Here is a 22,390-nt window from a genome sequence, read left to right on the forward strand (position 1 = left end):
GCCGGTGGCTACCCTGCTGCGATGACCACCTCTCCTGACTACGCCGCCTACATCGCCTCCCTGCCCCGCGTCCTGGCCGGTGCCGCCGCGCTGTTCCGGGACGGCGAGGGCCGTGTCCTGCTCGTCGAACCCAACTACCGGGAGGGCTGGGCGCTGCCGGGCGGCACCGTCGAGTCCGACGACGGCGAGACACCGCGGCAGGGCGCGCGGCGCGAGACGGCCGAGGAGATCGGCCTGGACCGTGAGCTCGGCCGGCTGCTGGCGGTCGACTGGGTGCACGGCACCGGCCGTCCGCCGCTCGTGGCGTACCTGTACGACGGCGGGGTGCTCGGCGAGGACGACCTCAAGGCGATCCGGCTCCAGGAGGAGGAGTTGCTGTCGTGGCGGCTGGTCCCGCGCGAGGACCTGGCCGAGTACCTCCCGGGCGCCCTCGGCCGCCGGGTGCTGACCGGGCTGGACGTGCTGGCGGACGGCTCGGGCCCGGCGGAGCTGGAGAACGGCCACCGGGTGGCCTGACCGGCCCCGCCCGGGCCGCCGCCGTTCGATATCCGCTCGCCGCCCCGGTGCGGCCCGGCCTACGCTCGGTGGCATGACCAGGCCACTCGTCGCGCTTCTCACCGGTGCCGGTATCAGCACGGACTCCGGGATCCCGGACTATCGCGGGCCGAACGGGCTCTGGCGGCGGGATCCCGAGGCCGAGAAGCTCGTCACGTACGAGTACTACATGGGCGACCCGGACATCCGCCGCCGCTCCTGGCGGATGCGGCGCCAGAACCGGACCCTCCAGGCGGAGCCCAACGCCGCGCACCGGGCGGTGGCCGAGCTGGAGCGGTCCGGGGTGCCCGTGCGGGTGATCACGCAGAACGTGGACGGGCTGCACCAGCTCGCCGGGATGCCCGAGCGCAAGGTGCTCGAACTGCACGGCACGGCGCGGAGTGTCGTGTGCACCGGCTGCCACGCGCGCGGCTCCATGGAGGACGCGCTGGCGCGGGTCGAGGCCGGTGAGGACGACCCGCCGTGCCTGGAGTGCGGCGGGATCCTGAAGTCGGCGACGGTGATGTTCGGCGAGCGGCTCGACCCCGTCGTCCTCGGCGAGGCGGCCGCCATCAGCAAGGCCTGCGAGGTGTTCGTCGCCGTCGGCACGAGCCTCCAGGTACAGCCCGCCGCCGGCCTCGCCGGTGTCGCCGCCGACCACGGCGCCCGCCTGATCATCGTCAACGCCGAGCCGACGCCGTACGACGACCGTGCCGACGAGATCGTCCGCGAGCCGATCGGCACGGCCCTGCCGGAGCTGCTGCGCGGCCTCGCCGCCTAGGGGCCGGCCCCGGCTGTGCCGGGACGTCGGTCACGCGAAGAGTGCGGCGCCCCGTTCGAAGTCCAGCAGGCGCCGCTTGCGGTCCAGGCCGCCGCCGTAGCCGGTCAGGCTGCCGTTCGCGCCGATGACGCGGTGGCAGGGGACGATGATGCCGACGGGGTTGCGGCCGTTGGCGAGGCCGACCGCGCGGGAGGCGGTGGGGGTGCCGAGGGCCTCGGCGAGTTCGCCGTAGGTGCGGGTCTCGCCGTACGGGATGCGGCGCAGTTCGTCCCAGACGGTGCGCTGGAACGGGGTGCCGGTCAGGCGCAGTTCGAGGGTGAACTCCTTGAGCTCGCCGGCGAAGTAGGCCCGCAGCTGTTCCTCCGCCTCCGCGAAGAGGGTGTCGTCGCGCGGGCCGAAGGTCTCCTCCGGCGGGCGGTGGCGCTGCTCGGTCATGTAGAGGCCGCACAGGACGCCGTCGTCGGCGACGAGGGTCAGCGGGCCGTACGGACTGTCGGTGACGGTGTGCTGCTTCATGGAACGTCCCTATGCCGGAAGGAAGTTGATGGGGTGGCCGTCGGTCGCCCAGAGGTACTGGACGGCGTACGCCCGCCAGGGGCGCCAGGCCGCCGCGCGGGCGGTGAGCGCGGCCGGGGTCGACGGCAGGCCCAGGTCCCGGGCGGCGCGGCGGATGCCGAGGTCGGTGGGGAGGAAGGCGTCGGGGTCACCGAGGGCGCGCATGGCGATCACGTCGGCCGTCCAGGGGCCGAAGCCGGGGAGGGCGAGGAGCTGGGCGCGGGCTTCCGGCCAGTCGCTCTCCACTCCCAAACGGAGGGAGCCGTCGGCGAGCCGGCCGACCAGGGTGGTGAGGGTGGCGCGGCGGGTGCGGGGCATGGCCAGCGCCTCCGGGTCCACCTCGGCGAGTGCCTCGGGGGAGGGGAACAGGTGGGTGAGGCCGCCCTCGGGGTCGTCGACCGGGTCACCGTGCGCGGTGACCAGGCGGGCCGCGTGGGTGCGGGCGGCGGCGGTGGAGACCTGCTGGCCGAGCACGGCCCGGACGGCGAACTCCGCCTCGTCGACCGTGCGCGGCACGCGTCGCCCCGGTGCCTTGTCGACCAGGGGGGCGAGGACCGGGTCGGTGCGCAGCTGGTCGTCGATGGCGACCGGGTCCGCGTCCAGGTCGAGCATGCGGCGGCAGCGGCTGATGGCGACGGTCAGGTCGCGCGGGTCGCTGAGGGTGAGGCGGCAGGCGATGTGGTCGGGGTTCGGGGTGAGGGCCGCGATGCCGTGGCCGTAGGGCAGCCGGAGGGTGCGCCGGTAGGCGCCGTCGCGCCACTCCTCCACGCCGGGTACGGCGGTCGCGGCGAGGTGGCCGAAGAGGTTGTCCGGGTTGAGGGGCGTGCGGAAGGGCAGGCGCAGCGTCAGCGCGCCCGCGGTGGCGCCGGTGCGCTCCTTCGGCGCCCGGGCCCGCAGCTCGCTCGGGGACAGGGCGAAGACCTCGCGGACCGTGTCGTTGAAGGTGCGGATCGAGGCGAAGCCGGCGGCGAAGGCGATCCGCGCCATCGGCAGGGCCGTGGTCTCGATGAGCAGGCGGGCCGTCTGGGCGCGCTGCGCACGGGCGAGCGCGAGGGGGCCCGCGCCCAGCTCGGCGAGGAGCTGGCGTTCGATCTGCCGGGTGCTGTATCCGAGCCGGCCGGCGAGGCCGGGTACGCCCTCGCGGTCCACGACGCCGTCGGCGATCAGCCGCATGGCGCGGGCCACGAGGTCGGCGCGCTGGTTCCACTCCGGGGAGCCGGGGCTGGTGTCGGGGCGGCAGCGCTTGCACGCCCGGAACCCGGCCTGCTGGCAGGCCGCCGCGCTCGGGTGGAAGACCATGTTCTCCGGCTTGGGCGGCACCACCGGGCAACTGGGCCGGCAGTAGATGCGGGTGGTCAGGACGGCCGTGAAGAACCATCCGTCGAACCGCGCGTCCTTGGACTGGACCGCGCGCACGCAGCGCTCGGTGTCGGTGTGCATCCCCATCTGCATGCGTCCAGCATCGGGCACCGGCGGGCCGGGGTCTGGCGAGAATCCGACATCGACCTGAGCGCGCAGCACCTCCCGCAGGCACAGATGACGATTCATTCATGTGTTCGTGCGGGGCCGGTACGATGGCGTCATGGGTCATGGAGCCGTCATCCCCGCACCGGACGCCGCCGAGCGCGTACGCCTGGACGCGGACAACGTCGCGAAGGTCGCCACCACGCTCCAGGCCCTGTCCACCCCCTCCCGGCTGCTGATCCTGGCGCGGCTGCGGGAAGGCCCGCTGCCGGCCACGGAGCTGGCCGCCGAGGTGGGCATGGAGCAGTCGGCCTGCTCGCACCAGCTGCGGCTGCTGCGGAACCTGGGCCTGGTGGTGGGCGAGCGGCGCGGCCGGTCGGTCGTGTACGCGCTGCACGACCACCATGTGGCCGAGCTGCTCGACCAGGCGGTGTACCACGTGGAGCACCTGCGCCTGGGCATCAGTGACACCGCGGAGTGAGACGGCCCCGGCTTCCGCCCTGCGGGCCGCCCGCGCGGCACACGGCGCACGGCCGGGGAGCAGTACCCGCTCCCCGGCCGTTTTCCTGGTCCGCTCCGCCTACTCCGTCGCTGTCGGGCGGCGTGAGAGCGCCATCGCGTCGGCCACGTCCGTCAGGGGGCGCAGCCGGTAGGTGTACGCGTAGTCGCGGTTCGCGAACAGCTTGAACTCGTCGTGCGGGTGCGCGCCCCAGCTGTCGTCGCCGCCGACGCCCGTCTGCCGGTGGTTGACCCGCAGGACCACCGCGTCCCGGGGGGTGAGCTGGTAGTCGTGGCGGGCGCCGACCGACAGGTCCTCGGGGGTGAAGTGCGAGGCGTTGACCTCCAGCAGCGGCTCACCGGAGACGAGCAGTCCGCGTCCGGCGGAGTCCGTCAGCGCGGCCCAGCGGACGTCGGTCTTGTTGCCGTTCTCCTGGGGCCTCAGGTAGGGGGTCCACTGGTCGGAGACGCTGCCGGAGTACAGGCCCACGTCGGTGGCGTTGTTGCGGTCCCACATGTTCTCCTCGGGGCCGCGGCCGTAGTAGTGCAGCCGGTCCAGGCGGCGCGGCAGGAACAGCAGGGTGCCGACCTCGGGGATGTACGGCAGGTTCGCCGCGCCCGGGTGCAGGGTGTTGTCGACCCTGATCTCGCCGTTGCCGAAGACCGTGTAGGTCGTGCCGAACGTGGACTCGGTGCCGGTGGGCAGCGTGCCCGTGATGGTGATCTCGACGGCCCGGTCGCTCAGCGGGCGCACCCGTACGTCCGCGACCTTCCGCTTCGCCCCGGCGTCGCGCCAGATCTGGTTGCGGATGTGGTGACCGTTGCCCCGGTCGTTGTCGGTGGGCGCCCGCCAGAAGTTGGGGACGGGCCCGGAGCTGATGAGGCGCGTGCCGGCCGCCTCGTACGAGGTGATGGTGCCGCTGCTCTTGTCGACGGTGACGGAGAAGCCCTTGCCCTTGACCGTGACGGTCCTGGCGTCGTCGGTGTGGCGCAGGGCGGGCACGCTGCCGAGCGGTGACGGCTTCACGGCCGGGGCGCCCGCGTCCAGGGCGAGCTGCTGCTTGGCCACCTCGAATCCCGCCCGGGCCCACGGGGTGGATTCCCTGGTGGTGAAGGAGAGCTGCAGGAAGAACTCCGTGCCGGGCGCGGGCTTCGCCGGCAGCCGGACCGGGATGTCGATGTCCTTGCTGGTCAGCGGTGCGACGTTCAACTGCTCGCGGGTCAGCCGGCCGCGCTGGACGACCTTGCCGTCGGCTACGAGAGACCACCGGCCGTCGAACTCACGGAGGTCGGTGAAGAGGTACTCGTTGGTGAGCCGGACGGCGCCGGGACCTCCGGAGGCCGGGGCGGCGTTGATCGCCTGGTAGATCTGCTTGACCTCGGCGGACTTGCCGGTGAGCCTGCGGTCGGGCAGGACGATGCCGTCCCCGGCGAAGGCGCCGTCGTTGGGGTTGTCGCCCCAGTCGCCGCCGTAGGCGTGGAACGTCCTGTCGCGAGGGCGCTTCTCGGAGAAGCCGACCGTGGCGGCGTCGAACCAGAACCGCACGCCCTCGTCGTCCGGGCCGCGGCTGTCGGAGGCCAGTTCCGCCGCGCTGAGCGCGCGGGCGTAGACGCGGGCCCGGCGGATGGTGCCGCTGAACTCCCGGGTGGGGTTGTCGACGTCGGTGGCGAGCGCCAGGGAGGCGGTGTTGTCGGCGGGGCGCCGGGTGGTGGTACGGGTGCCGCGCACCTGGCCGTCGACGTACAGGGTGAGGGTGCCCGCGTCCGCGTCGAATACGCCGGCGACGTGGTGCTCCTTGCCGGTCCAGTCGTCGGGCAGCGCCCAGCTCGCGGTGACCCACTGGCCGCCGCCGTGGATGAAGAACTCCAGGTTCCGGTTGGTCTGCTTGAGGGCGTACTGGGTGTCGCCCTTGGCGAGGATGGGCTGGTGGTAACCGGTCACGCGCGGGGTGACCCAGGCCTCCAGGGTGAGGGAGCCGGTGAGGTCGAGGCGGGGGTCGCGGGGGAAGACGGTGCCGCCGGAGACGCCCTTGGCGCGGTCGAAGGTGCCGGCGGGCGCGATGATCTCGCCGCGCAGGGAGCCCGGGCCGGACTCGGTCAGCAGCTTGCGCGTGGGGGTGGGCCAGCTCAGGGACTGGTCGACGAAGTCCCAGATCCAGCCGCCCTGGAGGACGTCGTAGCGGCGGACGATGTCCCAGTACTTCTTGAAGTTGCCGTTGGAGTTCCCCATCCCGTGCGAGTACTCGATCATCACGTACGGGCGGGTGTCGCTCGTGTCCTTGGCGCGCTGCTCGACCCGCTGCGGGCTGTCGTACATCTCGGAGCGGATGTCGCTGATGCCCGGCCGGTCGTCGCCCTCGTACTGGATGACGCGGGTGGGGTCGTAGGAGCGGATCCAGTCGTACATGGCGTTGAACGTGGTGCCGCCGCCGGCCTCGTTGCCGAGGGACCAGATGACCACCGAGGCGTGGTTCTTGTCGCGGTGGACCATGTTCTGGGCGCGCACCACGCACGCCTCGGTCCACTCCGGGTGGCCGCTGCCGGGGTACTTGTCGCGGATGCCGTGCGTTTCGAGGTTGGTCTCGTCGACGAGGTACAGGCCGTACTCGTCGGCGAGTTCGAGCCACAGCGGGCTGTTGGGGTAGTGCGAGGTGCGGACGCTGTTGATGTTGAGGCGCTTGATGATCCGGATGTCCTCGACCATCTGCGCGCGGGTGAGCGCCGAGCCGGTGACGGGGTGCATCTCGTGCCGGTTGGTGCCGCGGAAGGACACCGGCTTGCCGTTGATGCGCATCAGGCCGTCCTTGAGCGCGAACTCGCGGAAGCCGACCCGGTGCGAGAGAGTCTCGATGACCTTGCCGGCCGGGTCGCGCAGCCGCAGCACGGCCGTGTAGAGGTTCGGGTGCTCGGCGGACCAGAGCCGCGGCGACGGGACGGCCCTGGACGCCTGGGCCGTGGCCTCGTCGCCGTCGGGGACGTCGACGGGCCGGCTCAGGGGCCGCGACCAGACGGCGTGGCCGCGCGCGTCGTACAACTGGGTCTCGACGGTGTAGCGGCCCGCGCCCCCGCCGCCGTAGTCGCGGACGTGCGCGGTGACCTTGAGCTCGGCGGAGGTGTAGCCGTCGCCGAGCGGGGTGTCGAGCTTGAAGTCGCGCAGGTGCACGTTCGGCGTGGAGTACAGGTGGACCGAGCGGAAGATGCCGCTCAGCCGGATCATGTCCTGGTCCTCCAGCCACTCCGCGTCGGAGTAGCGGTACACCTCGACGGCGATCTGGTTGGTGCCCGGCTTGAGGTGGCGGGTGATGTCGTACTCGGCGGACGTGTAGGAGTCCTCGTGGTAGCCCACCAGTTCGCCGTTGATCCACACGTAGTGGGCGGACTTCACGCCCTCGAAGTGCAGGAAGGTGCGCCGGCCCGTCCAGTCGCGGGGCACGGTGAAGGTACGGCGGTACTGGCCGACGGGGTTGTAGCGGGTGGGGGCGGCCGGCGGCTGCGCGTCCTCGCCGCCGCCGTTGGGGCCCCACCAGGGGTAGGTGATGTTGACGTAGATCGGGAAGTCGTAGCCCTGCAACTGCCAGGCGGAGGGCACGGGGATGGTGTCCCAGCCGGAGTCGTCGAGGTCGGTGCGGTGGAAGTCGGGGTCCCGGTCGTCGGGCCGGTCCGCGTAGGCGAACCTCCACGTGCCGTCGAGGCTCATCCGGAACGGCGAGCGGGTGCGGTCGCCCTTGAGGGCCTGCCCGAGGTCGGCGTACGGCATGAGCGTCGTGTGCGGCGGCTCGGTGCCCACCCGGTACACGGACAGGCCGTCGTTCCACTCCGGGGGGCCGTCCGCCGCCGGGCGCCGGCCGGCCGCGTGCGCCGCGGCGGGCGACGCGGACAGGGCGAGCGCGCCGAGCACGGCGGCGCCGCCCTCGAGCAGACGACGACGGCTGACGACGGGCCGGTCGGCGGGAGTGGGGTGCGGGTGCGGCATGACCGTGGCCTTCCTCGGTTCGACAGGGTGCTGCACGGACTGAGGGCACGTCAGGTGCGCTCCCCAACTCCACACGCCTGGTGGGTGTTTCTGTTGGGAATCGTGTCAACTGACGGTGACGGAGCAACTGCTGAGCAGGCACACCCTAGGACTCGAACACAACCGAAGCAATGATCCCGTCGGACTTTGTGCGGTCCTGATGGTTCAGCCGCGGAGGAAGGCGAGGATCTCGCTCGTCAGCCGGGCCGGCGCGTCCAGCGGCACGAGATGGCCGGCCTCCGGGACCGGCACCAGCCGCGCCCCCGGGATCAGGGCGGCCAGTTCCTATCCCTTGGCGAAGGGGATCCAGGTGTCCTCGGTGGCCCAGCAGACCGTGACCGGCAGGTCGATCGTGGGGTACATCGGCTGGATGTCGTCGGTGTAGCGCTGGTCGGCCTGCGCGATCTGGCGGTAGAAGGCCGCCTGGCCCCGCTCCCCCGTCCAGGGCCGGACGAGCGCGTCGAGCGTGGCGGGGCGCAGACCGGTGTGGCTGGCGGACGCGACGTACTCGCGCACCAGGGCCTGGTGCAGCGCGGCCGGCAGCTGCTCGAAGACGTGGCTGTGCTCGCCGACCAGCCGGAAGAAGGGGGAGCCCCACGGCTCCAGGGCCACCGGGTCGACCAGTGCCAGCCGCCGGTAGCGCGCCCCGTGCAGCAGGTGGGCCCGCAGCGCCACGCACCCGCCGAAGTCGTGCGCGACGACGGACGGCTCCCGCAGCCCCCAGTGCGCGAGCAGCTCGGTGAAGACGCGCCCCTGGGCGCCCAGCGAGACGTCCTGGTCCCGGTGCATCTCCGAGGCGCCGTAGCCCGGCATGTCCCACACGTGCACGTGGTGTCCCGAGGCGGCGAGGGCGGGGGCGATCCCGTGCCACACGTACGACGAGAACGGCGTCCCGTGCAGCAGTACGACCGGCTCGCCGCCCGGGTCCCCGAGCCGGTCCCAGCGCACGGTCCCCGATGCGGTGGCCAGGCTCTCCCGCAGAATCCAGTCGCTCAAGACGCCGCTCCCTCTCTGTGTGTACGGACCCTCGATCGTGCCGTGTACGGACCCGCGATTTTTTGTCATTTCGGCGCGACAGTGTCGCGCCTGCGACCGTAATGTGACCTCATCGGACAGCCCGAGCAACGGATCTTGGCGGTACCTTTTGCCGCGCCGGAAGGGGAGCGGCTCGCATGAACGGGTATGCGACGTCGGAGCGCGACGCCGTCACGGCCGCACCCGGCGGGCTGCTGGACCTGCTGAAGGTCGCCGCCGTGGTCCTGGACGGGACCGGGCACATCGCCCTGTGGAGCCCCGAGATCGAGCAGCTGCTCGGCTACACCGCCGAGGAGGCCCTGCGGCAGCGCGCCGACACGCTCCTCGTCTCACCCGAGAACCGCCCTCGTGGCAGGGAGCTGTTCGCCCAGGTCAGCTCCGGGGCCCGGTGGGCCGGTGTCTTCCCGCTGCGGCACCGCGACGGCACGGAACGCGCCGTGGAGTTCCGCACGATGCGCCTCCTCGACAACGAGGGACAGCCCCATCTGCTGGGACTCGCCACGGACGCCACGACCGTACGGAACGTGGAGCGGGACCTCGCCCTCTCGCACAGCCTGGTCAACCAGACCCCGCTCGGCATCGCCGTCTTCGACAACGACCTGCGCTGGTCGGGGTGAACCCCGCGCTGGAGCGCATGAACGGCGTCCCCGAGGAGGCCGTGCTGGGCCGCCGGGTCGGCGAGGTGCTGCCGGACCTGGACGTGGCGGCCATCGAGGCGCGGATGCGGCACGTCCTGGAGACCGGCAGGCCCTTGCTCGACCAGCAGACCATCGGCCGTACGGCGGCGGACGCCCAGGACCGCGCCTACTCCGAGTCGTACCACCGCATCGAGGACACCGACGGGCGGGTGCTGGGCCTGGCGATGGCCGTGCTGGACGTCACCGAGCGCCAGCAGGCCTCGGCCGAGGTCGCGCAGGCCCGCCAGCACCTGTCGGTGATCGCGGACGCCGGGGTGCGGATCGGCACCACCCTCGACCTCCGGCAGACCGCCCGGGAACTGGCCGAGGTGGTCGTGCCGCAGCTGGCCGACCTGGCGGCGGTGGACGTCCTGGAGTCGGTCGTGGCCCACGGTACCATCGCGCCCGTGTCGGGCGGCGCCCCCGCCGAGTTCCGGGCGCTGGCCGTCGCGGCGGGCTATGCCACCGACGCCATCCACGCCGCCGATCCGGTCGGCGAGCTGGCCACGTACGGGGCGTCGCGGGTCATCACGCAGTGCGTCCGCCGGGCCCGCCCGGTGCTCGTCGAGCGCGTGGATTCGAAGATGCTGCGGCGCCTCGCCCGGGACGCGCGGGCCGCCCAGGCCCTGCACGAGGCCGGGGCGCACTCCTACCTGGCGCTGCCGCTGATGGCCCGGGGCAAGGTGCTCGGCACGCTCTCGCTGTACCGCACGGTCAACGAGCGCCCCTTCGACGACCGGGACCAGTTGCTCGCCTCGGAACTCGCCGCCCGCGCCGCGATCTGCATAGACAACGCCCGCCTCTACGGCCGGGAGCGCGGCACCGCCCTGACCCTCCAGCGCAGCCTGCTCCCGAGCACCCCCGCCCAACGGGAGGGCCTCGACATCGCCGCCCGCTACCGCCCGGCCCTCAGCGAGGTCGGCGGCGACTGGTACGACGTGCTGCCGCTGGGGCCGGGGCGCACCGGGCTCGTCGTCGGGGACGTGATGGGCAAGGGCGTCCAGGCCGCCGCGATCATGGGGCAGTTGAGCACGGCGACGCGGGCGCTGGCCCGGCTGGACCTGCCGCCCGCCGAACTGCTGCGGCACCTCGACGACATCGCGGGCTCGCTCGGCGACGCCATCGCCACGTGCGTGTACGCCGTGTGCGACCTGGAGCGCGGCACCTGTGCCCTGTCCAGCGCGGGCCATCTGCCGCCCGTGCTCGCCGGGGCGGACGGCGGCGCGGAACTCGTCGACGTGCCGGGCGGCGTGCCGCTCGGGGTCGGGGGTGTCGCGTTCGGCACGGTGGAAGTGGAGTTCACGCCGGGCTCGCTGCTCGCCCTGTACACCGACGGGCTGGTCGAGACCCGCGGGGAGCCGATCGACACCGGGCTGGGCACGCTGACCCGCCTTCTGACGACGGCGGGCCCCAGTCTGCAGCGCACCAGCGACAGTCTCCTCGGCGCGCTGAGCCCGGAGCCCGACGACGATGTGGCCCTGCTGTTGGTGCGTGCGCGGGCCTAGGGGGGTCCGCAAAGTCCCGCCTGCCCCGCGACGCCCGGCACGCCCTAGGTGTATTGACCCGCAGGGTTGTTGACGCGGGTGATCGGTGGCTGGCCGCCGAGGGCGGTGTGGCAGCGGTGGTGGTTGTAGGTGTGCAGGAAGTCTGCCAGGGCTGCGCTGCGTTCAGCCGGCCTTCCCCCAGCCGCTCATCGAGTCGTCCCGGAAGATGTCGAGGACGATCCGGAAGAGCAGGACGAACCACATGATCCACAGGAAGAGGACCAGCATCGTCCAGAAGGCGCTCAGCAGCGGAAGTCGTACGCCAGATGGGTCTGCGCACTCATGTCACTCCTCCGTCCCGGGCGTGGGCCCGGCAGCCGCTCCGTGCTGTTACAGCGTGCTCGCGGCCGACGGGGGCCGCCTCACCCGGGGCGGGTGAGCGTGGCGGTGGCGGCGAGCATCTCCAGGATGATCAGGACGGCCAGGGCCACGCACACGACGAGCGCCACCGCGCCGACCGTGGGGTGGTTCCAGAGGACCAGGTTCAGGGCTGCCGCGCCGATGACGAGGCCCGTGGTCCAGGAGCGGTGTTCCGCGAGGGCCCGGCCGGCCGCCCCGGTGCGCAGTCCGGCGGCCGAGAGTCCCCGTCCGGCGGCGCCGGTGCCCCGCCCGGCGAGGTGGTCATCGCTTCTCCTCCTGTCCGATGTCCTGCCCGACGGCCTGTCCGACGGCCTGCGCAACGTCCTGCCCGATGTCCTGTACGACGGGAAACCCCGTGGCCGGCGTGGCGCGCGCCGCCGGTCACCGGGTCACCCTCGGCGGGTGATCCGTCCGCGCCGCCGGGGCGGTGAGGTGGTAGACGCACCGCACCGGTTGCCCGGGTGCCGGGCACAGAGGCGAGAGACACGAGATGAAGGATTCGGCGTTCGTCGGGACGGGCCCCGCCGGGTCCCGGCAGGGACAGGGGCCGCACCGGCGGCGTGCGTCGGTCGCGGCGCTCGTGCGGGCGCTCCTCATCGCGGCCGGGCTCGTCACCGTCTACTACGTGCTGCCCCTGGACGGACGCCTGGCGGGCGGTGCCGCGGCCGTGCTCGTCTGCGGACTGCTGCTGGTCGTGGTCGTCTTCTGGTGGGAGGTGCGGGCCATCGTGGACTCGCCCTATCCGCGGCTGAAGGCCGTCGAGGCCCTGGCCGCGACGCTGGCGCTGTTCCTGCTGCTCTTCGCGGGCGCCTACTTCCTGCTGGAGCACTCCACGCCGGGCTCGTTCAGCGAGCCGCTGACCAAGACGGACTCCCTGTACTTCACGCTCACCACGTTCACGACCGTCGGCTACGGGGACATCGCGGCCCGTTCCCAGACCGGACGAGTGCTGACGATGTTTCAGATGGCGGGCGGTCTGCTGCTGGTGGGCATCGCCGCGAAGATCCTCGCGGGCGCGGTGCAGGCGGGGCTGCGCCGGCAGGGCCGGGAGTCGGCGGACGACTTCCCGCGCGGCCGGAGGGCCGGACGATGACCGTACCGGGCCCCACGACCGGCTTCCTTTCACCCGCCGAGCGGGCCGCCGAGGGCCGCGCCGCGCGGCGCCGCTCACCGCGTTCGTCGCACGACCGGTTCGAGGCGGCGCCCGGACGGCTCGACCCGGTGGAGGTGGTGGAGCGCCAGTCGGCCACGCGCCTGCCGGAGTTGGTGCCGGTCCGCTACGGCCGCATGCTCGAATCCCCGTTCCGGTTCTACCGGGGCGCCGCGGCCATCATGGCCGCGGACCTCGGTGCCGTCGCCGACACCGGGCTGCGGGTGCAGCTCTGCGGGGACGCCCATCTGCTGAACTTCCGGCTGCTGGCCTCGCCGGAGCGCCATCTGGTGTTCGACATCAACGACTTCGACGAGACCCTCGGCGGGCCCTTCGAGTGGGACGTCAAACGGCTCGCGGCCAGTTTCGCCATCGCGGGCCGTGCGAACGGCTTCGGGGCACCGGAGCAGGACAGCGCGGTGCGGACGTGCGTGGAGTCCTACCGGCGGCGGATGCGGGAGTTCGCGGGCATGCGCACCCTGGACATCTGGTACGCGCAGGACGACGCCGACCGCCTGCGGGAACTGATGGCCGCGTCGATGACCAAGCGGGCCAGGCGCCGCACCGCCGAGGCGACGGCGAAGGCCCGCACCCGCACCCACCTCCAGGCCTTCGCGAGTCTCACCGCGGTCACCGCCGAGGGCCGGCGGATCGCGGCGGACCCGCCGCTGGTCACCCCGCTGCGGGACCTGGTGGCCGGTTCCTCGACGCAGGAACAGGAGAGGGAACTGCGCTCCGTCCTGGAGGGATACGCCCGCACCCTGTCCTCCGAGCGCCGGCACCTGTTGCGCCGCTTCCGGCTGGTGGACGTCGCCCGCAAGGTCGTGGGCGTCGGCAGTGTCGGCACCCGCTGCTGGATCGCGCTCCTGCTCGGCCGGGACGACGACGACCCGCTGCTGCTCCAGGCCAAGGAGGCGCAGGAGTCGGTCCTCTCCGCCCACACCGAGGGCATCCGCTACGACAACGAGGGCCGCCGCGTGGTGGCGGGACAGCGCCTCATGCAGACCACCAGCGACATCCTGCTGGGCTGGACCCACGCCGTGGGCCTCGACGGGCGCGAGCGGGACTTCTACGTACGGCAGCTGCGCGACTGGAAGGGCATCGCCCGGCCGGACACCATGGACCCCGCCCTGCTGCGGCTGTTCGCGCGGCTGTGCGGGGCGAGTCTGGCCCGGGCCCACGCCCGCTCGGGCGACCCGATCGCCATCGCCGCCTACCTGGGCGGCGGCGACCGCTTCGACCGCGCGCTCACCTCGTTCGCGCAGTCCTACGCCGACCGCAACGAGCGGGACTTCGAGGCGCTCGGTGCCGCCGCCCGCTCCGGCCGGATCCGTACGGCGTCCCTGTGAGCCCCCACCGCTCGGTGCTCAGGTCACTCGGGCAACTGGCGCATCTCCACGACCCGCAGCCCCAGCGCCCGGAAGCGGCTCAGCAACCCGAACAGGTGGGCCTCGTCGATGACGCGGCCGAACAGCACGGTCTGCCCGGCCATCAGGACGTGGTCCAGCTCCGGGAAGACCTTGGCCAGCGTCTCCGACATCTGTCCGTCGACGCGGATCTCGTAGCGCATGTGCTGCTCCCCCCGGCGGTGTGGGGTGTGCGGTGCGCGCCCTTCTCCTGCCAGGGTCCGCCCCGGTGGGCCGGGCCGTCCTCACCCGGGGCAGGTGAGCCGCTGCCTGCGGCACGGGCGGCGGCACGGGCGGCGGTTCACTCCTTCAGGACGATCTTGAGCAGGATGATCAGCAGCCCGAGCAGCAGGTTGACGGCGGCGGAGAGCGCCATCTGCCGCCGGGAGGCGCCGGCTCGCACGGCCGCGGCCAGTGACCAGCCCACCTGCCCGGCCACGGCGACGGCGAGCGCGAGCCACAGCGTGCCCGGCACACCCAGGCCCAGCAGCGGGCTCACGGCCACCGCGACGGCGGGCGGGACGGCGGCCTTGAGGATGGGCCACTCGTCGCGGCAGACGTGCAGCACCGTCCGGCGGTCGACGCTCTGCTGCGCCAGGCGCGCCCCGAACAGCTGGGCGTGCACGTGCGCCATCCAGAACACGACGCCGGTCAGCAGGAGCAGCAGCACCAGCTCCAGGCGGGGCAGCTCCCCCAGGTGATCGGCTCCGACCACGACGGAGGCGGCGAGCATGGAGCCGTAGACGCCGCCGGTGTTGTCGGCGTGGGCCCGGCGTTCCGCGCCGCGGGGACGGCGCGCGGTGCGGCGTGCGATGGTCATGACGTCACTTCCCCGGCTCCGGGGCCCCGGTCGGGACCTCGGCGTTCGGCTGCCGTGTACGGGGCGTCCGGCCGCCCGGCAGGTGCGGGGTGGCCAGGAAGCCGACGAGGGTGATCCCGCCGGTGGCGAGGACGGCCGCCTTCAGTCCGTCGAGCTGGGCCGCGGCGTAGGAGTCCGTGACGGCTTCCACCTCGGCCGGGGGCAGCCCGGCCGCCCAGGATGTCCCCGTACCGGCCGCCGATCATCATGAAGGCCGCCATGACCAGCGCGTACAGGGTGATGACGGCCTGGATGGCGGTGACCTCGGTGTCGAAGTCGTCGACCAGCCGGCTGATGGACACGTTCATCACGGAGGTGTCCAGCACCATCAGGAACTGGGCGGTACCGAGGACGAGCAGGGCGCGCCAGTGGCTCACGCAGTCCATGACAGCGGTGGTGTCCGGGACGTGCCTCACCCCTCGCGGGGGAACCCCTCCCGGGCTCACAGGAGGCGTGCCTCGCGGGCGCGGCGGACGGCCTCGGCCCGTCGGCTCACGCCGAGCTTGCGGTAGATGCTCTTGAGGTGGGTCTTCACGGTGTTCGCGGAGACGTGCAGATCGGCGGCGATCTCCTCCGTGGACAGCATGTCGGCCAGGCGGTGCAGCACGTCCCGTTCCCGCGCGCTCAGTTCCTCGACGGCGAATCCCGGGTGCCCGGCGGGGGCCGTGGTCACGGGCCGGCCGGGGAGGAGCCAGCCGCCGGCCAGTTCCCGTAGCCGGCCGGTGCTCAGCAGCGGCCGGATCCAGGGGCCGGCTTCCAGGAACGGCCGGCGCAGGTGCTCGCGCCGGCCGTCCAGGAGGGCGCGGGCGACGAGGCGGTGTGCGGTGCCGCGGTCGCCCGTCTCGTAGGCGGCCTGGGCCCGCACCAGCGTGGCGCGCACCGCCACGGCCGGGCCGGGCCTGTCACCATCCGGCAGGCCGTCGATGAGGGCGAGCGCTTCCTCGGCCCGGCCGGCCGCGAGCCGGACCCGGGCCGCCTCGACCGCGCACGCGGTCCGGTGGGGGGCCATGCGGTCGACGGCCTGCCGTGCCAGGTCCGGATGTCCCTGGGCCAAGTGGGCGGCCGAGGCGAGCAGCGCGCTCTGCTCCCGCGCCCAGGGTGAGCCGACGTCCGCCGGGACGGGCTCGTCGGCCGCTGCCAGCGCGGCGCGGGCGTCCCCTCGGGCCAGGAGCAGCCGGCCCCGGACGACGGTCCGGCCCGCCCGCGCCACCGGGTCCTCGACGGCCGGGCGGGAGACGGCCTCGTCGTCGAGGAGCGCCTGGGCCTCGTCGAGTTCGTCGCGGTCCACATGGACGGCGGCCAGGACCAGCGGGCCGAGGCCCGACCCGGACCGCCGGGGCAGGCTGTGGTGCTCCGCCTCGCCGACCGCGGCCAGGGCCTTGTGCTCGGCGCGGCCGGGCCAGCCGTTGAGGTAGTCGATGAGCGCCAGATGGCCGAGGGCCTCCCAGCGGGGCAGCGCCATCACCGCTCCGCCCGGATGGCCGGCGACCGCCGACAGGGCGGTCCTGGCGTCCTCGAAGCGCCCGGCCCACAGGCGCGCGGAGCCCAGGTGGGTGAGGAGGAGGGCGGTGAGTTCGGGGTGCTCGTCGAGGCGCTGCTCGGGAACGTGCCGCCACAGCCCGCGGGCCTGCTCGGCCGCGCGCTCGGCCCGCCCCGGAGAGCCGGTCAGCCGGGCCGCCAGGGCTTCCAGCAGGGCGCAGCTGAGGCGGACCGGGGCCGGTTCGGGGCCGTCACCCGCGGCTCCCGCCACTTCCTGCGAGGCTCGCCGCAGATGGGTCAGGCCGTGCTCCAGATCGCGTCGGCCCAGGTCGCGGGCGGCGCGGACCAGGTCGGGCACCGGCCCCGTCACCTCCGGGCTCATCCGCGAGAAGAGGGCGGACAGGTCCTCGGAGCGCAGGCCCGTGAAGAGCCGGCCGATCGCGAGGTCGTCGACGACGGCACGGGCGGTGAACTCCCAGTCGTCCGCCGCGGCGCCCTGGACGAGCGCTTCGCGCAGGGCTCCGGAACGCCGCAGCCAGCGCGCGGCCCGGCGGCGCAGTTCCGGTTCCAGTCCGGGTGAGCGTTCGCGCAGGTGGGCCCGGAGGATCTCGGCGAAGAGCGGGTGCAGGCTGTACCACGACTGGCCGAGGTAGTGGACGAAGGCGTTCTCGCGGTGCAGCGCGGCGAGGACGGTCTCCGCGTCGGTGCGCAGCGTCAGCGCGTTCACCAGGTCGGGGCAGAAGCGCTCGAGGACGCTGATGCGCAGCAGCAGGTCCTGGGTGCCGGGCGGCTGCCGGTCGAGCACCTCGGCGAGCAGGAAGTCGGCCACCGCGCTGTGGCCGGCCTCGAACTGCTTGACGTACGTGCCGGGGTCCGGGCCCCGCCGGGCGGCCAGTGCGCAGAGCCGGAGACCGGCGGCCCATCCCCGGGTGCGCTCCACCAGGGCCTCGACGGCGCTCACGGGCAAGTGCAGGCCGTGGCGGGAGAGCAGTTCGCCGGCCTCGTCGGTGGTGAAGGCCAACTCGGCGTCCCGGAGCTCCGTGATCTCGCCCGACGCCCGGTAGCGGTGCAGCGGCAGCAGGGGTTCCGTGCGGGTGACGAGGACCAGGTGCAGGCCGCGTCCGGCGTGGTGCAGGACGAACTGCAGCTGCCGCGCGATCTCGGGGGAGGTCACGCGGTCGAACTCGTCGAGGACGACGACGGTGGTGTGGTCGCGGCGCTCCAGGTCGGCGGCGAGGCGGGTCAGCGTCCGCTGGTCCACGCGGCTCGCCTCCGCCGGGCAGCCGACCTCGGCCGCCACCGGGACACCGGCGGCCCGCAGCGCCCCCAGCAGATACGCCCAGAAGACCCCGGGGGCCTGGTCGGCGGTGTCGGAGGTGAGCCAGGCGACGGGCTCCCGCAGACCGGTGGCCCAGTCCGCGACCAGGAGGGTCTTGCCCGCGCCGGCGGACCCGTCGACCAAGGTCAGGGGCGTCCGGAGGGCCTCGTCGAGGTGCCGTGCCAGACGGGGGCGGCGCAGGAACGTGGCGGGCCGCTTCGGCAGGGCGAACCGAGTCCGCAGCAACGGGTCGCCCTCGGGGTCGACGCCTGTCGGCGCCGGCTCCTCGTCGGTTTCCTCGGTCACATCCGTCATGTCGGTCACGTCTGTCACGTCGGTCACGGCCAGGGGACTCCTCCCCGCTGCCTGCCGTCCGCCGGATCCTGAGCGGCACTCGTTCCGCTCAGGATCCCAGTGATCACGCCCCCGCGCACGCCCGGGGCCGGGGCCGGGGCCGGGCGTGCGCGTCCCGGCTCAACCACCCGTGGCGGGCGATGCGCCGCCGCGGCGGCCGGCGTTCGCTGGGGGTCCGCACACCACCCAGGGAGCCGCGGGGCAGGCCCGGCGGCTCGGGATCGGGGGTACGACCATGTGCCGCTGGCTCGCCTACTCCGGCACTCCCGTGCTGCTCGACGACGTCCTCTACCGCCCGCAGCACTCGCTGATCGACCAGAGCCTGCACGCGCGGATGGGGGTCGACACCACCAACGGCGACGGTTTCGGCGTCGGCTGGTACGCGTGGCATCTGCGCAGCCCCGCCGTCATCCGCGACACGGGCCCGGCCTGGAGCGACCGCAACCTCCGGGAGATCGCCGACCACGTCCGCTCACCGCTGTTCTTCGCGCATGTGCGCGCCTCGACCGGTACGGCCGTGCAGCAGACCAACTGCCACCCCTTCCGCCACGAACACTGGATGTGGATGCACAACGGGGCGATCGCCGGGTTCGCCGAGATCCGCCGGGAGCTGATGCTGGCCGTGGACCCGGCGCTGTTCCCGTCGATCGAGGGCACGACGGACTCCGAGGTGATGTTCCACGTGGCCCTCACCTTCGGCCTCGACGGGGATCCGCCGGGCGCGGTGGCCCGGATGGCCGGGCTCGTCGAGCGCCTGGGGCACGAGCACGGCGTGGCGGAACCCCTCCAGATGACGATCGCGGTCACCGACGGGGAGCGGCTGTGGTTCTTCCGCTACTCCAGCGGCGGGGACTCCCGGTCGCTGTACTTCAGCAGCCGAGTGGAGGACATCCGCGCCCTCCACCCCGACCTCGCGTTCCTGAAGCACATCTCCGACGAGACCCGCCTGATCGTCTCGGAGCCGCTGGGTGATCTGCCCGGTGTGTGGAACGCGGTACCGGAGAGCAGCTACGGCGTCGTCCAGCCGGGCCGGGACCTGCTGCGGCATTTCGAGCCGGAGCCCGTCTGAGCCCAGCGGCGACCGCCTCAGCGGAGCTGTCCGGAGAACGCCTCGTACGCCTGCTGGTGGCGGGAGCGTACGCGTGCTGGTGGCAGGCGCGTCAGGAGAAGTGCTCGGCCATCGGGTGCAGCTGCTGGTCGAGGATGCCGAACCCGCCGTCGACCCGGATCAGCTGGCCCGCCACGGCACCGAACTCCTCGTCGGCGACCGCCGCCACGGCCCGCGCCGCGTCCTCGGGCTCGACCAGGCGGGACAGCACGGACCGGTCCGTGAGGAACTTCCGCAGGCCCTCGCTGAAGCCCGCCCCGGACGACTCGGTGCGCACCGCGCCGAACGAGACCGTGTTCACCCGGACCCCGAACTGCGCGCCGACTCCGGCGACATGACGGCTGAAGGTGTTCAACGCGGCCTTGGCGGTGGAGTGCGCCACGGCCATGCCGATGAAGTCGGTGGCGGTGCTGGAGATGAAGACGATCCGGCCCGAGCGCTGCTCCCGCATCAGGGCGAGCGCGTGCCGGCTGAGGTGGAAGACCCCGGACAGCTCGCCGTCGAGCTTCTCGGCGAAGGCGTCCCAGGACAGCTCGGTCAGCGGCACGAACGACGGGTTGACGGTGTTGGCGTTGAGGATGAGCACGTCGATCCTGCCGTGTTCCGAGCGCACCCGCTCGACCAGGCCGGCGACCTGCCCGGCGTCGCAGACGTCGGCCTGGGCGGACTGCGCGGAGCCGCCCTCCTCGGCGATCGCCGCCACGACGGCGTCGGCGGCCTCCGCGCTGCTCCGGTAGTTGACGATCACGTGGTATCCGCGCCGTCCCATCTCCCGCGCGGTGGCCGCGCCGATGCCCCGGCTGGCTCCGCTGATCAGCGCGACGGGCTTGGGCTGGGTCACGATGTCTCCCTTGGAAACTCAGTGAGCCGTCGGCCGGCTCCAACGAGTTTCCAGGCAACACTGCGGAGATCCGCCCTGTCACTGCGGGATGACCACAGGTTCTCCGTTCGTGCGCCGCATATCCGTCATTTCCCGGGGGCCTTCGAACGATATGAGTCGGCGACGGCCGACGTCATGAATCGGCGACGGCCGACGGTCATGAATCGGCGACGGCCAGAGACGTTTCGGCCCGGATGACATCGCGGGCCAACGCGACGGCTTCCGCGGCGGCGCCCGTGGCGCCGAGTGTGGCTCCACTGGCGTACACACCGTCGATGATCAGCATGATCCGGTCGCCCAGCCGGTCGGGATCGGCCGCGGAAGTCCGCCGCGCCAATGCGCGCAGCTGTTCCCGGACGGCCTTGAAATGCTCCACGGACACCCGGTGCGCGGGGTGTTCCGGATCCGGGAATTCGGCGTGCGTATTGCGGAGGGAGCAGCCTCGGGTGCCGGGCACCATGGACTGCACGGCGCGGACGACTTCGACAAGCTGTTCCTCAGGGGTGTCCGCCGCCGCGAGGGCGCGTGCGAAGGTGTGGTCCCAGTCCTGGGTGCAGCGTTCCAGGTAAGCCACGACCAGCTTGTCCTTGCTGGCGAATTCGCGGTACAGGAGCTGTTTTCCGCATCCCAGCTCATCGATGACCTGCTGCATCCCGACGGCGTGCACACCATAGCGGTCGAACAGGGCGGCCGCTGCATCGAGGATGCGGTCGTGAGCGTCGGGCGTGGGCTTTCGCGGCATGTTCCCGAACGCTATCAGACCGATCGGTCCCCGCCCAGGGCGGGGCGCATTGACATCCCGTCAGCGGTGCGGCCATGCTGTGCCCTGCCTGATTACAGACCGATCGGTCCGGATCTTCTGGAGGTTCCCATGCCCGCCCCTCCCCCCACGAACGCGATCTTCACGGCCATGACCCCCAGGGCCTACGGCATGCTTGCCGTCCTCTGCGGCGCGTTATTCCTCGACGCCCTCGACGTCTCGATGAAGGGCGTCGCCCTGCCGGCGATCGGCACCTCGCTCGACATCTCGACCAGCACCCTCCAGTGGGTGATCACCGGTTACGTGGTCGGCTTCGGCGGCTTCCTGCTCCTCGGCGGACGCGCCGCCGACCTGCTGGGCCGGCGCACGGTGCTGCTCGTCTCGCTCATGGTCTTCGTCATCGGTTCCGCGGTCGGCGGCGCGGCACCCAACGGCGAGGTGCTCATCGCGGCCCGCTTCGTCACCGGGGTCGGCGCCGCGTTCAGCGCCCCCGCCGGATTCTCGATCATCACCACGAGCTTCGCCGAGGGCCACATCCGCAACAAGGCCCTGGCCATCTTCACCGCGACCGGCGCCACCGGCATGGCCTGCGGCATGGTGATCGGCGGTCTGCTCACCGATCTGGACTGGCGCTGGGTGTTCCTGGCCCCGGCCGCCGTCGGACTCGCCGCGTTCCTCGCGGGCCTCGCGCTGATCCCGCGGTCGCCCCGGCCGGAGGGCGGCGCCAAGGACTTCGACATCGCGGGCGCCGTGACCATCACCGCGACCATGGTGCTGGTGGTGTTCACCCTGGTGCAGGCGCCGGAGGTCGGCTGGGCCTCGGCCCGCACCCTGGGCTCGCTGGTGGTCGCCGCGCTGCTCCTCGCCGGGTTCACCGCGATCGAGCGCAGGGTCGACAAGCCCCTGGTCCGACTGTCCATGCTGCGCTCCCCCGCCCTGGTGCGCGCCAACATCGCCGCCATGTCTCTGATCGGGGCCTGGATCGGCGTGCTGTTCACCATGACGCTGTACTTGCAGGAGTATCGGGGCTGGTCGGCGATGGAGACCGGGTTCGCGGTGAGCCCGGTGGGTCTGGTCGCCGCCGTGCTGTCGACCCGCATCGCCGCCCCGCTGGTGGGCCGCTTCGGTGTGGAGCGGGTGGTCCTGGCGGGCCTCACCTCGGCCGTCCTGGCCTACGCCCTGCTGCAATTCCTGACCGCCGACTCCAGCTACGCGGCGCTGATGCTGCCCGCGTTCCTACTGATCGGCCTGGGCTTCTCACTGGCGTACGGTCCGCTCACCATGGCGGCGGCCGACAGCGTCCCCGTGCAGGACCAGGGGCTGGCCGGCGGACTGGTCAACACCTCGTTCCAGATCGGCCCGGCGCTGGGGCTGAGCGTGGCCACCGCCGTCAACGCGGCGAACACCGGCCCCGCGCCCTCCGAGGTGCTGCACGGGCTGCGGCTCGCGCTGGTGGTCCCGCTGATCTTCGCGGTGCTCGGCGTGCTCGCCATGCTCCCCGCCCTGCGCCGGCGCGTCGCCCCGCCCGTCGCCGCCACGCTGCCCCAGGAAGAGGCCGCGCGCGGGTGATGGCGTACGGCTCGGCCCCCGGGCACGGGTCCCGGGGGCCGGTCGGA

17 protein-coding genes and 4 pseudogenes are annotated in these 22,390 nt (G+C 72.9%); 8 read left to right on the forward strand and 13 right to left on the reverse strand.

Features of this window, described 5'->3' with window-relative positions; translation table 11 throughout:
- The first annotated feature begins 21 nt into the window (after window positions 1–21).
- Window positions 22–516 carry an NUDIX domain-containing protein gene (locus ACSUPV_RS06920; protein ID WP_031118264.1) on the forward strand — a complete coding sequence of 165 codons (495 nt, stop codon included), beginning with the start codon at window positions 22–24 and terminating at the stop codon, window positions 514–516.
- 73 nt (window positions 517–589) lie between these two features.
- Window positions 590–1,315: an SIR2 family NAD-dependent protein deacylase gene (locus tag ACSUPV_RS06925; RefSeq protein ID WP_031118265.1), complete on the forward strand. Its 726-nt coding sequence runs from the start codon at window positions 590–592 to the stop codon at window positions 1,313–1,315.
- 30 nt (window positions 1,316–1,345) lie between these two features.
- On the opposite strand, the gene ACSUPV_RS06930 is transcribed toward ACSUPV_RS06925, so the two are convergent.
- Together ACSUPV_RS06930 and ACSUPV_RS06935 are read right to left on the reverse strand one after the other, a co-directional pair.
- Window positions 1,346–1,831 carry a methylated-DNA--[protein]-cysteine S-methyltransferase gene (locus ACSUPV_RS06930; protein WP_031118266.1) on the reverse strand — a complete coding sequence of 162 codons (486 nt, stop codon included), beginning with the start codon at window positions 1,829–1,831 and terminating at the stop codon, window positions 1,346–1,348.
- 9 nt (window positions 1,832–1,840) lie between these two features.
- Window positions 1,841–3,310 (reverse strand): AlkA N-terminal domain-containing protein, encoded by a 1,470-nt coding sequence (locus tag ACSUPV_RS06935; RefSeq protein ID WP_436949878.1) that lies wholly within the window; start codon window positions 3,308–3,310, stop codon window positions 1,841–1,843.
- A 142-nt stretch (window positions 3,311–3,452) separates the two neighbouring features.
- Here ACSUPV_RS06935 and ACSUPV_RS06940 point away from each other — a divergent pair, with 142 nt between their 5' ends.
- On the forward strand, window positions 3,453–3,815 hold the full coding sequence (locus ACSUPV_RS06940; protein WP_031118268.1) for an ArsR/SmtB family transcription factor: 363 nt from the start codon (window positions 3,453–3,455) through the stop codon (window positions 3,813–3,815).
- Window positions 3,816–3,914: 99 nt separating this feature from the next.
- On the opposite strand, the gene ACSUPV_RS06945 is transcribed toward ACSUPV_RS06940, so the two are convergent.
- Complete coding sequence (locus ACSUPV_RS06945) at window positions 3,915–7,805, reverse strand: glycoside hydrolase family 2 TIM barrel-domain containing protein (RefSeq protein ID WP_436947116.1); 3,891 nt, start codon at window positions 7,803–7,805, stop codon at window positions 3,915–3,917.
- 204 nt (window positions 7,806–8,009) lie between these two features.
- Window positions 8,010–8,840 (reverse strand): annotated as a pseudogene (locus ACSUPV_RS06950) (alpha/beta fold hydrolase).
- 176 nt (window positions 8,841–9,016) lie between these two features.
- On the opposite strand from ACSUPV_RS06950, the pseudogene ACSUPV_RS06955 reads away from it, so the two are divergent.
- Window positions 9,017–11,061 (forward strand): annotated as a pseudogene (locus tag ACSUPV_RS06955) (SpoIIE family protein phosphatase).
- A 165-nt stretch (window positions 11,062–11,226) separates the two neighbouring features.
- Here the strand turns inward: ACSUPV_RS06955 and ACSUPV_RS06960 are convergent.
- Together ACSUPV_RS06960 and ACSUPV_RS06965 are read right to left on the reverse strand one after the other, a co-directional pair.
- A pseudogene (locus tag ACSUPV_RS06960) lies at window positions 11,227–11,384 on the reverse strand (SHOCT domain-containing protein); the annotation flags it as partial.
- Window positions 11,385–11,462: 78 nt separating this feature from the next.
- Window positions 11,463–11,780: a hypothetical protein gene (locus ACSUPV_RS06965; RefSeq protein WP_436947117.1), complete on the reverse strand. Its 318-nt coding sequence runs from the start codon at window positions 11,778–11,780 to the stop codon at window positions 11,463–11,465.
- A 170-nt stretch (window positions 11,781–11,950) separates the two neighbouring features.
- Between ACSUPV_RS06965 and ACSUPV_RS06970 the strand changes: the two genes are divergently transcribed.
- Together ACSUPV_RS06970 and ACSUPV_RS06975 are read left to right on the forward strand one after the other, a co-directional pair.
- Window positions 11,951–12,553 carry a potassium channel family protein gene (locus ACSUPV_RS06970; protein WP_078650707.1) on the forward strand — a complete coding sequence of 201 codons (603 nt, stop codon included), beginning with the start codon at window positions 11,951–11,953 and terminating at the stop codon, window positions 12,551–12,553.
- Window positions 12,550–13,959 carry a DUF2252 domain-containing protein gene (locus ACSUPV_RS06975; RefSeq protein WP_031118283.1) on the forward strand — a complete coding sequence of 470 codons (1,410 nt, stop codon included), beginning with the start codon at window positions 12,550–12,552 and terminating at the stop codon, window positions 13,957–13,959. Before ACSUPV_RS06970 ends, ACSUPV_RS06975 begins: the two co-directional genes overlap by 4 nt.
- Before the next feature lie 23 nt (window positions 13,960–13,982).
- Here the strand turns inward: ACSUPV_RS06975 and ACSUPV_RS06980 are convergent, their stop codons facing one another.
- The 5 genes and pseudogenes from ACSUPV_RS06980 to ACSUPV_RS07000 form a co-directional block, all read right to left on the reverse strand.
- Entirely contained in the window at window positions 13,983–14,180 is a 198-nt protein-coding gene (locus ACSUPV_RS06980; RefSeq protein ID WP_031118284.1) for a hypothetical protein, read from the reverse strand.
- Between the two features lie 137 nt (window positions 14,181–14,317).
- The gene (locus tag ACSUPV_RS06985; protein ID WP_051648482.1) at window positions 14,318–14,836 is read right to left on the reverse strand and encodes a hypothetical protein; all 519 of its coding nucleotides are present in this window, start codon (window positions 14,834–14,836) and stop codon (window positions 14,318–14,320) included.
- 4 nt (window positions 14,837–14,840) lie between these two features.
- Complete coding sequence (locus ACSUPV_RS06990) at window positions 14,841–15,026, reverse strand: hypothetical protein (RefSeq protein ID WP_037759748.1); 186 nt, start codon at window positions 15,024–15,026, stop codon at window positions 14,841–14,843.
- A gap of 16 nt (window positions 15,027–15,042) precedes the next feature.
- A pseudogene (locus ACSUPV_RS06995) lies at window positions 15,043–15,261 on the reverse strand (MFS transporter); the annotation flags it as partial.
- Window positions 15,262–15,317: 56 nt separating this feature from the next.
- Window positions 15,318–17,987: a LuxR C-terminal-related transcriptional regulator gene (locus ACSUPV_RS07000; protein ID WP_436949879.1), complete on the reverse strand. Its 2,670-nt coding sequence runs from the start codon at window positions 17,985–17,987 to the stop codon at window positions 15,318–15,320.
- Window positions 17,988–18,261: 274 nt separating this feature from the next.
- On the opposite strand from ACSUPV_RS07000, the gene ACSUPV_RS07005 reads away from it, so the two are divergent.
- Window positions 18,262–19,095, forward strand: a complete 834-nt coding sequence (locus ACSUPV_RS07005) for a class II glutamine amidotransferase (protein ID WP_382615057.1) — start codon at window positions 18,262–18,264, stop codon at window positions 19,093–19,095.
- Window positions 19,096–19,186: 91 nt separating this feature from the next.
- Here ACSUPV_RS07005 and ACSUPV_RS07010 read toward each other — a convergent pair whose 3' ends face one another.
- Together ACSUPV_RS07010 and ACSUPV_RS07015 are read right to left on the reverse strand one after the other, a co-directional pair.
- Window positions 19,187–19,975: an SDR family oxidoreductase gene (locus ACSUPV_RS07010; protein ID WP_382615058.1), complete on the reverse strand. Its 789-nt coding sequence runs from the start codon at window positions 19,973–19,975 to the stop codon at window positions 19,187–19,189.
- A 196-nt stretch (window positions 19,976–20,171) separates the two neighbouring features.
- Complete coding sequence (locus ACSUPV_RS07015; RefSeq protein ID WP_051648484.1) at window positions 20,172–20,756, reverse strand: TetR/AcrR family transcriptional regulator; 585 nt, start codon at window positions 20,754–20,756, stop codon at window positions 20,172–20,174.
- Between the two features lie 129 nt (window positions 20,757–20,885).
- Between ACSUPV_RS07015 and ACSUPV_RS07020 the strand changes: the two genes are divergently transcribed.
- Window positions 20,886–22,343 (forward strand): MFS transporter, encoded by a 1,458-nt coding sequence (locus ACSUPV_RS07020; protein ID WP_382615059.1) that lies wholly within the window; start codon window positions 20,886–20,888, stop codon window positions 22,341–22,343.
- Window positions 22,344–22,390 lie beyond the last annotated feature (47 nt).

This window comes from Streptomyces sp. SudanB52_2052 (assembly GCF_964272415.1).
Taxonomy (GTDB): Bacteria; Actinomycetota; Actinomycetes; order Streptomycetales; family Streptomycetaceae; genus Streptomyces; species Streptomyces olindensis.